The 13873-nt window shown below is 44.2% G+C and carries 5 protein-coding genes, 27 tRNA genes and 3 rRNA genes; all 35 read left to right on the top strand.

Features of this window, described 5'->3' with window-relative positions:
* Nucleotides 1–334 precede the first annotated feature (334 nt).
* Nucleotides 335–1900: ribosomal RNA gene (locus DLD54_RS02275) — 16S ribosomal RNA — on the top strand.
* Nucleotides 1901–2118: 218 nt separating this feature from the next.
* Nucleotides 2119–5027 (top strand): 23S ribosomal RNA (locus DLD54_RS02280).
* Nucleotides 5028–5099: 72 nt separating this feature from the next.
* Nucleotides 5100–5216, top strand: a 5S ribosomal RNA gene (gene rrf, locus DLD54_RS02285).
* Together the 16S, 23S and 5S rRNA genes with 27 tRNA genes alongside form the textbook arrangement of a ribosomal RNA operon.
* Nucleotides 5217–5220: 4 nt before the next feature.
* Nucleotides 5221–5293 (top strand) — tRNA-Val (locus tag DLD54_RS02290).
* Between the two features lie 4 nt (nucleotides 5294–5297).
* Nucleotides 5298–5370 (top strand) — tRNA-Lys (locus DLD54_RS02295).
* 12 nt (nucleotides 5371–5382) lie between these two features.
* Nucleotides 5383–5464: transfer RNA gene (locus DLD54_RS02300), tRNA-Leu, on the top strand.
* 32 nt (nucleotides 5465–5496) lie between these two features.
* Nucleotides 5497–5569: transfer RNA gene (locus DLD54_RS02305), tRNA-Thr, on the top strand.
* A gap of 11 nt (nucleotides 5570–5580) precedes the next feature.
* Nucleotides 5581–5652: transfer RNA gene (locus DLD54_RS02310), tRNA-Gly, on the top strand.
* 10 nt (nucleotides 5653–5662) lie between these two features.
* Nucleotides 5663–5748: transfer RNA gene (locus DLD54_RS02315), tRNA-Leu, on the top strand.
* Nucleotides 5749–5757: 9 nt separating this feature from the next.
* Nucleotides 5758–5831, top strand: a tRNA-Arg gene (locus DLD54_RS02320).
* 5 nt (nucleotides 5832–5836) lie between these two features.
* A tRNA-Pro gene (locus DLD54_RS02325) sits at nucleotides 5837–5910 on the top strand.
* Between the two features lie 31 nt (nucleotides 5911–5941).
* A tRNA-Met gene (locus DLD54_RS02330) sits at nucleotides 5942–6015 on the top strand.
* A 13-nt stretch (nucleotides 6016–6028) separates the two neighbouring features.
* Nucleotides 6029–6102 (top strand) — tRNA-Ile (locus DLD54_RS02335).
* 40 nt (nucleotides 6103–6142) lie between these two features.
* Nucleotides 6143–6216 (top strand) — tRNA-Met (locus DLD54_RS02340).
* A 3-nt stretch (nucleotides 6217–6219) separates the two neighbouring features.
* Nucleotides 6220–6293, top strand: a tRNA-Asp gene (locus DLD54_RS02345).
* Between the two features lie 6 nt (nucleotides 6294–6299).
* Nucleotides 6300–6372, top strand: a tRNA-Phe gene (locus DLD54_RS02350).
* 11 nt (nucleotides 6373–6383) lie between these two features.
* Nucleotides 6384–6454, top strand: a tRNA-Gly gene (locus tag DLD54_RS02355).
* 5 nt (nucleotides 6455–6459) lie between these two features.
* A tRNA-Ile gene (locus tag DLD54_RS02360) sits at nucleotides 6460–6533 on the top strand.
* 4 nt (nucleotides 6534–6537) lie between these two features.
* Nucleotides 6538–6627 (top strand) — tRNA-Ser (locus tag DLD54_RS02365).
* A gap of 439 nt (nucleotides 6628–7066) precedes the next feature.
* Nucleotides 7067–7138: transfer RNA gene (locus tag DLD54_RS02370), tRNA-Glu, on the top strand.
* 27 nt (nucleotides 7139–7165) lie between these two features.
* A tRNA-Ser gene (locus DLD54_RS02375) sits at nucleotides 7166–7252 on the top strand.
* 11 nt (nucleotides 7253–7263) lie between these two features.
* Nucleotides 7264–7337, top strand: a tRNA-Met gene (locus tag DLD54_RS02380).
* 3 nt (nucleotides 7338–7340) lie between these two features.
* Nucleotides 7341–7414 (top strand) — tRNA-Asp (locus DLD54_RS02385).
* Nucleotides 7415–7420: 6 nt separating this feature from the next.
* Nucleotides 7421–7493: transfer RNA gene (locus tag DLD54_RS02390), tRNA-Phe, on the top strand.
* Between the two features lie 7 nt (nucleotides 7494–7500).
* A tRNA-Tyr gene (locus DLD54_RS02395) sits at nucleotides 7501–7582 on the top strand.
* Between the two features lie 4 nt (nucleotides 7583–7586).
* Nucleotides 7587–7657 (top strand) — tRNA-Trp (locus DLD54_RS02400).
* Between the two features lie 12 nt (nucleotides 7658–7669).
* Nucleotides 7670–7742: transfer RNA gene (locus DLD54_RS02405), tRNA-His, on the top strand.
* Between the two features lie 7 nt (nucleotides 7743–7749).
* Nucleotides 7750–7821 (top strand) — tRNA-Gln (locus DLD54_RS02410).
* Between the two features lie 22 nt (nucleotides 7822–7843).
* Nucleotides 7844–7914 (top strand) — tRNA-Cys (locus tag DLD54_RS02415).
* Nucleotides 7915–7958: 44 nt separating this feature from the next.
* Nucleotides 7959–8043: transfer RNA gene (locus tag DLD54_RS02420), tRNA-Leu, on the top strand.
* 112 nt (nucleotides 8044–8155) lie between these two features.
* Nucleotides 8156–9328, top strand: a complete 1173-nt coding sequence (locus tag DLD54_RS02425; protein WP_109918096.1) for a glycosyltransferase family 4 protein — start codon at nucleotides 8156–8158, stop codon at nucleotides 9326–9328.
* Entirely contained in the window at nucleotides 9321–10364 is a 1044-nt protein-coding gene (locus tag DLD54_RS02430) for a glycosyltransferase family 4 protein (protein WP_109918097.1), read from the top strand. Before DLD54_RS02425 ends, DLD54_RS02430 begins: the two co-directional genes overlap by 8 nt.
* Complete coding sequence (locus DLD54_RS02435) at nucleotides 10364–11389, top strand: lysylphosphatidylglycerol synthase transmembrane domain-containing protein (protein WP_109918098.1); 1026 nt, start codon at nucleotides 10364–10366, stop codon at nucleotides 11387–11389. Before DLD54_RS02430 ends, DLD54_RS02435 begins: the two co-directional genes overlap by 1 nt.
* A 69-nt stretch (nucleotides 11390–11458) precedes the next feature.
* Nucleotides 11459–13519, top strand: a complete 2061-nt coding sequence (locus DLD54_RS02440; RefSeq protein WP_109918099.1) for an LTA synthase family protein — start codon at nucleotides 11459–11461, stop codon at nucleotides 13517–13519.
* A gap of 68 nt (nucleotides 13520–13587) precedes the next feature.
* The gene (secG, locus tag DLD54_RS02445; protein WP_038521563.1) at nucleotides 13588–13821 is read left to right on the top strand and encodes a preprotein translocase subunit SecG; all 234 of its coding nucleotides are present in this window, start codon (nucleotides 13588–13590) and stop codon (nucleotides 13819–13821) included.
* Nucleotides 13822–13873: the final 52 nt, after the last annotated feature.

Here is a 13873-nt window from a genome sequence, read left to right on the forward strand (position 1 = left end):
GAGCCGCAAGGCAAGAGGAGCCAAGGGGCGACAAAAAAATCGAGCAAAACCAGTTGACAAAAAGCGACAGGTTTAGTAAGATAATAAACGCTGTCAGGTAAGACGGCAAAAACAAGTCAGAAAAAAAGTGCTTGACAAAAGCAGCTGAATCTGGCAGAATGAAAAAGCTGTTTTAAAGAAGACAGCAGGTAGTACCTTGAAAACTGAACAATGTTTTCGCAAAAATGTGCGGGTTTAAAGAACCCAAAACAAAAGAGCGAAGTCAATTTCGCAAGCAAATAAATCCGAGATGCGAATCTTGGAACGAATGAGCAAACATTCAAACAAACATTTAAAAAATGAGAGTTTGATCCTGGCTCAGGACGAACGCTGGCGGCGTGCCTAATACATGCAAGTCGAGCGAGCAATTTTGACGGAATACTTCGGTAGGAAGTCAGAAGCGCGAGCGGCGGATGGGTGAGTAACACGTGGGCAACCTGCCCTTTAGCTTGGGATACCACTTGGAAACAGGTGCTAATACCAAATAAGCAGCACGAGCGCATGCTCAAGCTGAGAAAGGTGGCTTTCGAGCTGTCACTAAAGGATGGGCCCGCGGTGCATTAGCTAGTTGGTAAGGTAACGGCTTACCAAGGCGATGATGCATAGCCGAGTTGAGAGACTGACCGGCCACATTGGGACTGAGACACGGCCCAAACTCCTACGGGAGGCAGCAGTAGGGAATCTTCCACAATGGACGCAAGTCTGATGGAGCAACGCCGCGTGAGTGAAGAAGGTTTTCGGATCGTAAAGCTCTGTTGTTGGTGAAGAAGGACAAGGGTAGTAACTGATTCTTGTTTGACGGTAATCAACCAGAAAGTCACGGCTAACTACGTGCCAGCAGCCGCGGTAATACGTAGGTGGCAAGCGTTGTCCGGATTTATTGGGCGTAAAGCGAACGCAGGCGGGAGAATAAGTCAGCTGTGAAAGCCCCCAGCTTAACTGGGGAAGTGCAACTGAAACTATTTTTCTTGAGTGCAGAAGAGGAGAGTGGAACTCCATGTGTAGCGGTGGAATGCGTAGATATATGGAAGAACACCAGTGGCGAAGGCGGCTCTCTGGTCTGTAACTGACGCTGAGGTTCGAAAGCATGGGTAGCGAACAGGATTAGATACCCTGGTAGTCCATGCCGTAAACGATGAGTGCTAAGTGTTGGGAGGTTTCCGCCTCTCAGTGCTGCAGCTAACGCATTAAGCACTCCGCCTGGGGAGTACGACCGCAAGGTTAAAACTCAAAGGAATTGACGGGGGCCCGCACAAGCGGTGGAGCATGTGGTTTAATTCGAAGCAACGCGAAGAACCTTACCAGGTCTTGACATCTAGTGCCAGTCCTAGAGATAGGATGTTTCCTTCGGGAACACTAAGACAGGTGGTGCATGGCTGTCGTCAGCTCGTGTCGTGAGATGTTGGGTTAAGTCCCGCAACGAGCGCAACCCTTATTATTAGTTGCCAGCATTAAGTTGGGCACTCTAATGAGACTGCCGGTGACAAACCGGAGGAAGGTGGGGACGACGTCAAGTCATCATGCCCCTTATGACCTGGGCTACACACGTGCTACAATGGTTAGTACAACGAGCAGCGAACCTGCAAAGGCAAGCGAATCTCTGAAAGCTAATCTCAGTTCGGATTGCACTCTGCAACTCGAGTGCATGAAGCTGGAATCGCTAGTAATCGCGGATCAGCACGCCGCGGTGAATACGTTCCCGGGCCTTGTACACACCGCCCGTCACACCATGAGAGTCTGTAATGCCCAAAGCCGGTAGGATAACCTGCAAAGGAGTCAGCCGTCTAAGGCAGGACAGATGATTAGGGTGAAGTCGTAACAAGGTAGCCGTAGGAGAACCTGCGGCTGGATCACCTCCTTTCTAAGGAAAAGCAAAGGCCGAGGCGGAGAGTAGGAATACTAAGAGAAGCCAAGGCAAGAGCAAGGAAAGCACATGAGTAGCGAAGACATTGTTTAGTTTTGAGGGTAATACCTCAAACGAGTTAGTACATTGAAAACTGAATATAATCCAAGAAAAACCGAGAAACAATCAAAAGAGAACAGATTGCTAAAGAGCGACCGAGAGAGTATCTTGAGTAAGGTCAAGTAAAGAAGGGCGCACGGTGAATGCCTGGGCACAATGAGGCGAAGAAGGACGTGACGAACCACGAAAGGCTTCGGGGAGCGGTAAGTACGCAGAGATCCGGAGATATCCGAATGGGGGAACCCAATGCATGCAGATGCATTACCAAGCGGTGAATAGATAGCCGGTTGGGGCAAGACGCAGTGAACTGAAACATCTAAGTAGCTGCAGGAAGAGAAAGAAAGATCGATTTCCCTAGTAGCGGCGAGCGAAGCGGAAAGAGCCCAAACCAGATGATTTATCATCTGGGGTTGTAGGACCGCAGGAAGGCAGCGCAAAGGATAGCAGAATTATCTGGGAAGGTAAGCCAGAGAGGGTGAGAGCCCCGTAAGCGAAATCCGGAGCGCGCTGAGCAGGATCCTGAGTAGGTCGGGACACGAGGAATCCCGATTGAAGCAGCGAGGACCATCTCGCAAGGCTAAATACTACATTGTGACCGATAGTGAACCAGTACCGTGAGGGAAAGGTGAAAAGAACCCCGGGAGGGGAGTGAAAGAGAACCTGAAACCGTGTGCCTACAAATAGTCAAAGCCCATTAAGGGGTGATGGCGTGCCTTTTGTAGAATGAACCGGCGAGTTACGTTAATTAGCGAGGTTAAGTCAGAAAAGACGGAGCCGGAGCGAAAGCGAGTCTGAAGAGGGCGCGGAAGTTAGTTGATGTAGACCCGAAACCAAGTGACCTACCCATGACCAGGTTGAAGGTGCGGTAAAGCGCACTGGAGGACCGAACCCACGTAAGTTAAAAATTGCGGGGATGAGTTGTGGGTAGCGGTGAAATTCCAAACGAACTTGGAGATAGCTGGTTCTCTCCGAAATAGCTTTAGGGCTAGCCTGGTGCGAGGATGATAATGGAGGTAGAGCTCTGTTTGGACGAAGGGCCCGTCAGGGGTTACTGAATTCAGATAAACTGCGAATTCCAGATATCAAAGCACTGGAGTCAGACTGCGAGTGATAAGATCCGTAGTCGAAAGGGAAACAGCCCAGATCACCAGTTAAGGTCCCCAAATCTATGCTAAGTGGAAAAGGATGTGGAGTTGCGTAGACAACTAGGATGTTGGCTTAGAAGCAGCCACCATTAAAAGAGTGCGTAATAGCTCACTAGTCGAGTGACGCTGCGCCGAAAATTTACCGGGGCTAAGCATAGTACCGAAACTGTGGATGTGCAGTAATGCACGTGGTAGGAGAGCGTTCTAAAAGCGGCGAAGCTTAACTGAGAAGATAAGTGGAGCTTTTAGAAGTGAGAATGCCGGTATGAGTAGCGCAAGATAGGTGAGAATCCTATCCGCCGAAAGACTAAGGTTTCCTGGGGCAGGCTCGTCCGCCCAGGGTAAGTCGGGACCTAAGGCAAGGCCGAAAGGCGTAGTCGATGGAGAACAGGTAGAGATTCCTGTACTGCGCAGCTTCGTTAATAGCGAAGGAGGGACGCAGGAGGCGAAGGACGCATGGCGCTGGAAGCCATGTTTAAGCGTCAAGTGTGGATATGAGTCAAATGCTTGTATCCGAGAAGCACAAGGCGTGATGAGGAGCGAAATTAAAGTAGCGAAGGTCCAAGAGTCACACTGCCAAGAAAAGCTTCTAGTGAGAAGCTGCGTACCCGTACCGCAAACCGACACAGGTAGTCGAGTGGAGAACACTCAGGTGAGCGAGAGAACTCTCGTTAAGGAACTCGGCAAAATCGCCCCGTAACTTCGGGAGAAGGGGTGCTGGTGTAAGAGCCAGCCGCAGTGAATAGGCCCAAACAACTGTTTATCAAAAACACAGGTCTCTGCAAAGTCGTAAGACGACGTATAGGGGCTGACACCTGCCCGGTGCTGGAAGGTTAAGGAGAGCTGTTAGCGCAAGCGAAGCAGCGAACTGAAGCCCCAGTAAACGGCGGCCGTAACTATAACGGTCCTAAGGTAGCGAAATTCCTTGTCGGGTAAGTTCCGACCTGCACGAAAGGTGTAATGATTTGGGCACTGTCTCAACGAGAGACTCGGTGAAATTATAATACCCGTGAAGATGCGGGTTACCCGCGACAGGACGGAAAGACCCCATGGAGCTTCACTGCAATTTGATATTGGGCAGCTGTTAAACATGTACAGGATAGGTAGGAGCCGGAGAAGATAGCACGCCAGTGTTATCAGAGGCAATGTTGGGATACTACCCTTGTTTGATGGCTGCTCTAACCAGGGCCTCTAAGCGAGGCATGGGACAGTGTCAGACGGGCAGTTTGACTGGGGCGGTCGCCTCCTAAAGTGTAACGGAGGCGCCCAAAGGTTCCCTCAGAATGGTTGGAAATCATTCACAGAGTGCAAAGGTATAAGGGAGCTTGACTGCGAGAGCGACAACTCGAGCAGGGACGAAAGTCGGGCTTAGTGATCTGGTGGTACCGTATGGAAGGGCCATCACTCAACGGATAAAAGCTACCCTGGGGATAACAGGCTTATCTCCCCCAAGAGTTCACATCGACGGGGAGGTTTGGCACCTCGATGTCGGCTCGTCGCATCCTGGGGCTGAAGTCGGTCCCAAGGGTTGGGCTGTTCGCCCATTAAAGCGGCACGCGAGCTGGGTTCAGAACGTCGTGAGACAGTTCGGTCCCTATCCGTCGTGGGCGTAGGAAATTTGCGAGGAGCTGTCCTTAGTACGAGAGGACCGGGATGGACATACCGCTGGTGTACCAGTTGTCTTGCCAAAGGCATCGCTGGGTAGCTAAGTATGGTCGGGATAAGCGCTGAAAGCATCTAAGTGCGAAGCCCCCCTCAAGATGAGATTTCCCATACGAAAGTAGTAAGACACCTCAAAGACTAAGAGGTAGATAGGCTGGGAGTGGAAGAGCCGTGAGGCTTGGAGCGGACCAGTACTAATCAGTCGAGGACTTGACCAGAGCTTAGCAGCAGTCAAGGTTTTTCAAGCGGATTATATTTAGTTTTGAGTGTAAAAGCTCAAAGGAAAAAAGTACGGTGGCAAGAGCAAGAAGGAAACACCTGTAACCATGCCGAACACAGCAGTTAAGCTTCTTCACGCCGAGAGTAGTTGGTGGGAGACTGCCTGCGAGGGTAGGACGCTGCCGTGCTTATGGAGGATTAGCTCAGCTGGGAGAGCATCTGCCTTACAAGCAGGAGGTCACAGGTTCGAGCCCTGTATCCTCCATTCCGAGTCGTTAGCTCAGTTGGTAGAGCATCTGACTTTTAATCAGAGGGTCGACGGTTCAAGCCCGTCACGACTCATGGCCCCATTTTGCGGGTGTGGCGGAATTGGCAGACGCGCTAGATTTAGGTTCTAGTGTTTTCGGACGTGTGGGTTCAAGTCCCACCACCCGTATTCGCCAATAATATATACCATATTTACATCTTGCCGATTTAGCTCAGTTGGTAGAGCATCTGTCTTGTAAACAGGGGGTCGTACGTTCAAATCGTATAATCGGCATTTCATATCTTGCGGAAGTAGTTCAGTGGTAGAACATCACCTTGCCATGGTGGGGGTCGCGGGTTCGAATCCCGTCTTCCGCTTTCATTACTTGCCGGGGTGGCGGAATTGGCAGACGCACGGGACTTAAAATCCCGCGGTTGGTTTCAACCGTACCGGTTCGACTCCGGTCCTCGGCATTTAGTGATGCGCCCTTAGCGCAACTGGATAGAGTGTCTGACTACGAATCAGAAGGTTGAAGGTTCAAATCCTTCAGGGCGCATATCCCGGGAAGTGGCTCAGTTTGGTAGAGCACCTGGTTTGGGACCAGGGGGTCGCAGGTTCGAATCCTGTCTTCCCGATTGTAATCATTACACAACGGTTACATTTGTTGGCGGTGTAGCTCAGCTGGCTAGAGCGTCCGGTTCATACCCGGGAGGTCGAGGGTTCGATCCCCCCCGCCGCTATTCGCTAGAGCTTGGACCTTTAGCTCAGTTGGTTAGAGCAGACGGCTCATAACCGTCCTGTCGTAGGTTCGAGTCCTACAAGGTCCATAAAGTATGGAACTAATTTGTACTTTTATTTATTAATAATCGCGGGATGGAGCAGTCTGGTAGCTCGTCGGGCTCATAACCCGAAGGCCGGTGGTTCAAATCCACCTCCCGCAATATGGTCCATTGGAGCAGTGGTTTATCTCGTCTCCCTGTCACGGAGAAGATCATCAGTTCAAATCTGATATGGACCGTAGGATGGCTCGGTAGCTCAGTCGGTAGAGCAAAGGATTGAAGCTCCTTGTGTCGGCGGTTCGATTCCGTCCCGCGCCATTTTTATTCGTGCGGGTATGGTTTAGTGGTAAAACGAAAGCCTTCCAAGCTTTAGTCGCGAGTCCGATTCTCGTTACCCGCTTTTTGGGGCCTATAGCTCAGCTGGTTAGAGCGCACGCCTGATAAGCGTGAGGTCGATGGTTCAAGTCCATTTAGGCCCATTGTGGAGACTTACTCAAGTGGCTGAAGAGGCGCCCTTGCTAAGGGTGTAGATCGGGTTATTCTGGTGCGAGAGTTCGAATCTCTCAGTCTCCGCTTAAAAAGACTCATAACAGTTGATGTTATGAGTTTTTTAATTGCTTTATGTTCGCTAAAAGTTCGAGAGCTGTTTTTTTGCAATTTTATGAGTATGCGAGTGCGTTTTATTTAACTAACCTCATCTGTGGTAGGTCAGTGGTATAACGCATTCTAAGGCCTATAAACTGGATTGCAGATACTTTTCTGAAACAGTCATGTGAGAGTTCTTATTTTGTATTTCTAGAGGCAATAAAAGGGATAAGCGGCTTAAAGCAAAAATATTCAACTTTTTGCACAAAAGTCTTGCATGATTAACCATAATCCTGTATTATAAATAACGTTGTGAATCAGTAACTTAAAAGGATTTGCAAAATCAACGAAGTAAAAAAATAGTTGACTTTTGCTAATAAGTTCGGTATTATAATTAAGCGTCTTATGACGTAAGAACGATAATGACGACCCGTTGGTCAAGTGGTTAAGACATCGCCCTTTCACGGCGGTAACATGGGTTCAAATCCCGTACGGGTCATTACCATTCTTTGGTATATTTACAATTGGAGGATTACCCAAGTGGCTTAAGGGGACGGTTTTGAAAACCGTTAGACGGTCTTGCCGTGCGTGGGTTCAAATCCCACATCCTCCTTTATTAATAATCGCGGGATGGAGCAGTCTGGTAGCTCGTCGGGCTCATAACCCGAAGGCCGGTGGTTCAAATCCACCTCCCGCAATATGGTCCATTGGAGCAGTGGTTTATCTCGTCTCCCTGTCACGGAGAAGATCATCAGTTCAAATCTGATATGGACCGTAGGATGGCTCGGTAGCTCAGTCGGTAGAGCAAAGGATTGAAGCTCCTTGTGTCGGCGGTTCGATTCCGTCCCGCGCCATCAGCCTGGAGGAGTAGCGAAGTGGCTAAACGCGGCGGTCTGTAAAACCGCTCTCTCTGAGTTCGGCGGTTCGAATCCACCCTCCTCCATAATAGGGATATAGTATAAAGGTAGTACATCGGTCTCCAAAACCGCTAGTGTGGGTTCAATTCCTACTATCCCTGTTTAACTTCATGGCGGAATTGGTGAAGGGGTTAACACACCGGTTTGTGGATCCGGCATACATGGGTTCGAATCCCATATTCCGCCCTAGCATTGGGATATAGCCAAGCGGTAAGGCACTAGACTTTGACTCTATTATGCGCTGGTTCGAATCCAGCTATCCCAATCTATTATTAATAAAATTCGATGGCGGTGTAGCCAAGTGGTAAGGCAGAGGTCTGCAAAACCTTAATCGTCGGTTCAAATCCGATCCCCGCCTTTATCGGTTCACTCATTGAACTGTTAATTTTAAAATATTGCCATGGCGGTGTGGCGGAATTGGCAGACGCGCCAGACTCAAAATCTGGTGTCCGTTGAGGACGTATCGGTTCGACCCCGATCACCGCTATTATCAAAGCAGCTCTTTTTAAGGGCTGCTTTTGTTTTGGCCGTTATTTTTATATATAAAAATTGCACAAGACTGGTGTAATCTTTATAATACCTTTTATGGAGGTATTCAGATGAATATAGGTATTTTTACCGATTCATATTTTCCACAAATTAGTGGTGTTGCAACTTCGATTAAAACGTTGAAGGATGCTTTAGAAGAACAAGGACATAATGTGTTTATCTTTACTACTACAGACCCTCATGTCAAAAAGGGGACAGTAGAAGCCAATGTTTTTCGGTTTAGCAGCGTTCCTTTTATTTCATTTACAGATAGACGTGTGGCCTATAGGGGGTTCTTTGAAGCGACGAAAGTGGCGAAGGAAGTTAAACTGGATATTGTACACACACAAACTGAATTTGCTTTGGGAATGATTGGTAAATATGTGGCACACCAACTAAAAATTCCAGCAGTTCATACATATCACACTATGTATGAAGATTATCTGCATTACGTCTTAAATGGGCATTTGCTTAGACCATATCACGTTAAGCAGTTTACTAATGTTTACTTAAAAAACATGGATGGCGTTATTGCCCCGAGTAAGCGCGTAGAAACTCTTTTAAAGCGTTATAAGGTAAATATACCTATGAGGGTCATACCGACCGGTGTGGACGTAAATAGCATTAATAAACCAGCTACATTTGATGTAAGAGAAGAACTAGGAATACCAACTGATGTTCCAGTTTTATTAACATTAAGCAGAATAGCTGAAGAAAAGAAAATCGATCGTATTCTAAATGTGATGCCAGAAATTATAGACGAATTTCCTAAGGTACAGTTGGTGATATCTGGAGACGGTCCAGATCTTGAAGTATTGCAGGAGCAAGTAGAACGATTAACGCTCGAAGATAATGTCATATTTACCGGTGATATACCTCATGAAGATGTGGGTTCATACTACAAAATGGCAGATCTTTTTGTTTCCGCAAGCGATACCGAAACACAAGGATTAACTTATATTGAAGCCTTAGCTTCTGGTACCAGGTGTGTTGTTTATGATACTGATTACACTGAGCAGGTATTTGACAATGATGATTTTGGCAAAGTCTTTAACGGCTCCAGTGAAATGCGTGAAGAAATACTTTCATATCTGAGACAAGGACGTAAGCCAATACCGACGGATAAGTTAGCTGCTAAACTAGATCAAATATCTGCAAAAAGGTTTGCCAGTTCTGTTTACCAATTTTATCAAGATGCAATTGCAAATTACCAAAAGGATCTCAAAGAAAAAATAAATGATTAGAATAAATATGTTTTCACAAGCAGCTTCTGTTAAAGGTCAAGGTGTTGGTTCAGCATATACAGAACTTATTCGCCTGCTTAGGACGCACCTAGTGGACAAATTTTATGTTACTAATAATAAATATGGTAAAAGTGATTTAACGCACTACCATACCGTTAATCCTACTTATTTTGCTAACAGCTTTTCTCCAGCAAGAGGGCGAAAAATTGGCTATGTTCATTTTTTACCTGAAACACTTGAAGGATCAGTAAAATTGCCCTCTCTAGCTAAAAATGTCTTTTACAAGTATGTAATAGATTTTTACAAAAGAATGGATGAAATAGTCGTTGTTAACCCAATTTTTATTGATAAGCTAGTCAAATACGGTATCAAACGCGAAAACGTTAAGTATATTCCCAATTTTGTAGCTAAAAACGAATTTTATCCGGAAAGTCAGGAAAAAAAGAATTCCTTTCGCCATCAATTAGGTATTCCGCTTGATAAATTTGTTGTTTTTGGAGACGGGCAAGTACAGGCGCGTAAGGGTGTCGATGATTTTGCCAAAATGGCGAAAGCTAACCCTAATATTCAATTTATCTGGGCTGGTGGTTTTTCTTTTGGCAAAATAACTGACGGTTATGACCACTTTAAGAAATTAGTAGCAGAACCGCCGCAAAACCTAAAATTTACAGGAATTATTGATCGGCAAAAATTAGTAGATTATCTGAATATTGCAGATTTATTTTTCTTGCCTTCTTATGATGAATTATTCCCAATGTCCGTATTGGAAGCATTTAGCTGCAACACTCCCGTTTTATTGCGTGACCTTGATTTATATGAGGCAATAATTAGCGGCTATTACATGAAAGGCTCAGATTTTACGGAAATGAATAGGCAGTTGCAATTAGTGGCACATGATCATGCAATCTTAAATAAATACAGCAAGCTGTCTCAAGAGGCAAGTGCAAAATATTCTGAAGATAATCTAGCTCAGATATGGGATGATTTTTATCACGAACAATATGAAATTGGTAGAAAATTAGGACAAATTCACTGATGAATAAAAAACACTTATGGGGCGTAGCCATAGTACTCATAATTAGTGGGATTGTTTTATACGTTGACTTAAAGGGCACTCCGGTTGCGCAGCTAGAGCAGGCAGCTCGTAATATCAATGTGATCGCATTAATCGCCGTATTTGGGTTAATGCTGCTGTCTTATATTTTTGAAGCCAGCATTTTAGCTGTTCTCAGTAAACGTAAAAATGAGCCGCAGCGCTCAAAATGGTCTTTCTTCAGAATTCCGTTAATACAGGCTCTTTTTAATGCTATCACGCCAATGTCAACTGGTGGGCAGCCGTCACAACTGGCTGCTATGATCCAAATGGGTATTGAAGGCGGTCGGGCAACTTCACTGCTACTCATGAAATTTATTATTTACCAAATAGTTGTTTTTTTGGCTTATGTAACGACAATTATTACGGGTTTTCACATGGTGGCAACTAAATTTTCCGGGTTAGCTTTTTTTATTGCTATCGGGTTTTTAATTCATGTGACTTCTATTTTGTTTTTACTGGCAATTCTATTTGCTTACAATTGGACCAAAAATGCTGCTAACTGGTTAATGGACCTACTTGCTAAATTTCTAAATCCAGATCGGGTTAACGTTTGGCGTAAAAATACACTTGAAAAGATTGATACGTTTTATCATGAGAGTCAAAAGTTAAAAAAAGAGCAGGGGAAATTAATTGTTTGTGCTGTTCTCACTGTCTTGCAGCTTTTGTGCTTCTATTCTATTCCTTATATGATTCTAGTAACACTAAATGTTCCGGCAGACTGGGCAAGTGTGACCCAGATGAATATTATGATTATTATGTTCATGGCGATTATACCGATTCCAGGTGCTTCAGGTGGTGCCGAATATAGTTTTCAGACTCTTTTTGCCACCTTTATTTCTACAAACGGAACTTTAATTGTCGGGATGTTTTTGTGGCGTTTTGTGACCTACTTTTTTGGGATGATTTTAGGGATTTTGGGCTGGATATTTAAGCCCCAAAAAGTCGTAAGCCCAACAAATGATTAATTTTTATTAAAATATCTGCACTTATTCGCAGTTAAGGGTAAGATATAAGCTTAGTGAGAGGAGAATAGGATGACACGTATCAGGTCTTTTCTGCAATGGCTGACCGAAACCAAACTAGGCTTTTTTACTATCGTTTTAGGAACTTTTTGGTTAAAGACATACGTAATTTATCTAACAAAGTTTAACTTGGGTGCAGAAGGTGCAATGCAGAATTTTCTGCTGTTTTTAAATCCTTTGCCAAGCGGACTACTTTTGCTAGGAATCGGTCTTTTCTTTAAGGGAAGAAAGTCCTATTGGATTATGATTATGATTGATTTCATACTCAGTTTGTGGTTATTTGCCAATATTCTTTATTACCGCGAATTTTCCAACTTTTTATCGTTATCAATTATAAAAACTTCCGGTTCAACTGCTGATAATCTTGGCAAAAGTATTGTAGGAATAACACGAGTAACAGATTTTTTAACTTTTATTGACATTGCGGCCATTATCGCTCTGATGTGCTTTAAAGTAACTAAATACGATTTGCGCCCATTAAAGCTGAAGTTTAATCTTTTGCTTGAAGGAATTGCCATCCTTTTAATTGGGATTAACCTGCTGATGGCACAAAAAGACCGTTCAGGCTTGTTAACTAGAACATTTGATAATAGTTACATTGTTAAATACTTGGGCATGAATGAATACGCAGTATATGATGCGTTTAAAACTGCTCAAACTAGTGAACAAATGGCCAAAGCAAATGTTTCTGACTTACAATCTGTGAAAAAGTATCTGAAAGTCAATTATGTTAAGCCTAATAAAGCATATAGCGGTGTTGCCAAAGGCAAAAATGTGCTGGTCATTCACCTTGAAAGCTTTCAACAGTTTTTAATAGACTATAAGTGGAAGGGCAAGGAAGTAACGCCTAATCTGAATAAGTTATATCATGCTAAAAACACGCTCAGTTTTGCTAATTTTTATAATCAAGTAGGACAAGGCAAGACTTCTGATGCTGAAATGATGCTCGAAAACTCCCTTTTTGGGTTGCAATCAGGTTCAGCGATGTCTAGTTATGGTACTTCCAATACCTTTGAAAGTGCCCCTGCTATCTTGAAGCAGCAACAAGGCTATACAACTGCGGTTATGCACGGTGGGGCTGGCTCTTTTTGGAACCGCAACAATGCTTACAAACAGTTTGGCTATGACTATTTCATGCCACTGTCATATTATGAAAACAAGCCCAAATATTATATTGGATACGGCTTAAAAGATAAGATTTTCTTTTCTCAATCCATTAAGTATATTGAGCGTTTGCCGCAACCTTTTTATCTTAAGTTAATTACAGTGACCAATCACTATCCCTATGATTTGGATAAGAAGAACCAGTCAATTGCTAAAACCGAAACTGGTGATGAAACTGTAGATGGCTACGTACAGACAGCCCGCTACTTGGATCAGGCAATAGGTCAATTAATGCGGTGGCTGAAAAAAACGGGTCTAGATAAAAATACCATGCTCGTTTTGTATGGCGACCATTATGGCATTTCAGGCAATCACCATAAGGCGAGTGCAGAATTACTTAAGCAGGATGAATTTAATAATTTTGATAATTTAAAATTTCAGCGGGTGCCGTTAATGATACATCTGAAGGGTTTAAGAGGCGGGGTCAAGAAAACCTACGGGGGCGAAATTGACGTCTTGCCAACCCTGCTTAACTTGCTGGGGATAAGCAACAAGGGGACCATTCAATTTGGGCATGATTTGTTAAGTAAAGATGCACCACAAATAGTGGCACAACGTAACGGTGATTTTATAACGCCAAAATATGCTAAAGTGGGAAGCACTTATTATGATACTAAGACTGGGCAAGAAATAATTAAGCCTGACAAGAAACTAAAAACAGAGTTGATTGCGTTGTCAAATAAGGTTACTACTCAGCTTTCTTTGTCTGATCGTGTTATTGCCGGCAATCTTTTACGATTTTATAAGCCTAAATGGTTTAAAAAAGTTAAACCACAAGATTATGACTATAATGAACAGAAGGCATTAAAGAGGCTATACGCAAAAAATAAAACATCTTTGTGGTATAAAAATCAGCAAAAAACAACACAAAATAAATTTAAAACTGATGCTCCTGAACTCAGAAAATAATACTCGAAATTAAATCTATTTTGTGCTAAAATTTATCAGTAACGTATCTGTATATTGGAGGCAGCGCATTGTACAATTTATTTATGACGCTACTAATTATTGTTTCAATCTTAATCGTTATTGCGACAATGATGCAGCCGCAAAAGCAGCAAGATGCATTGAATGCACTCTCTGGCGGTGCAGTTTTTAGTGGTCAAACGAAGAAACGTGGTTTTGAAGCATTTATGGAAAAGGTTACCGCGGTTTTACTGGTTCTCTTTTTCGCTTTTGCTATAGTATTAGCTTATTTGTCTTCAAAATAACTATTGATTCCTCCCGCTCTCAAACGATGGGAGGACTTTTTTTATCTTTTAT

Source organism: Lactobacillus helsingborgensis (assembly GCF_003173695.1).
Lineage (GTDB): Bacteria > Bacillota > Bacilli > Lactobacillales > Lactobacillaceae > Lactobacillus > Lactobacillus helsingborgensis.

What these genes read in the sequence shown, in the direction of transcription:
- DLD54_RS02440 (WP_109918099.1), top strand. Translation starts at nt 11,459, where the DNA reads ATGACACGTATCAGGTCTTTTCTGCAATGGCTGACCGAAACCAAACTA.
- DLD54_RS02435 (WP_109918098.1), top strand. Translation starts at nt 10,364, where the DNA reads ATGAATAAAAAACACTTATGGGGCGTAGCCATAGTACTCATAATTAGT.
- DLD54_RS02425 (WP_109918096.1), top strand. Translation starts at nt 8,156, where the DNA reads ATGAATATAGGTATTTTTACCGATTCATATTTTCCACAAATTAGTGGT.
- DLD54_RS02430 (WP_109918097.1), top strand. Translation starts at nt 9,321, where the DNA reads ATGATTAGAATAAATATGTTTTCACAAGCAGCTTCTGTTAAAGGTCAA.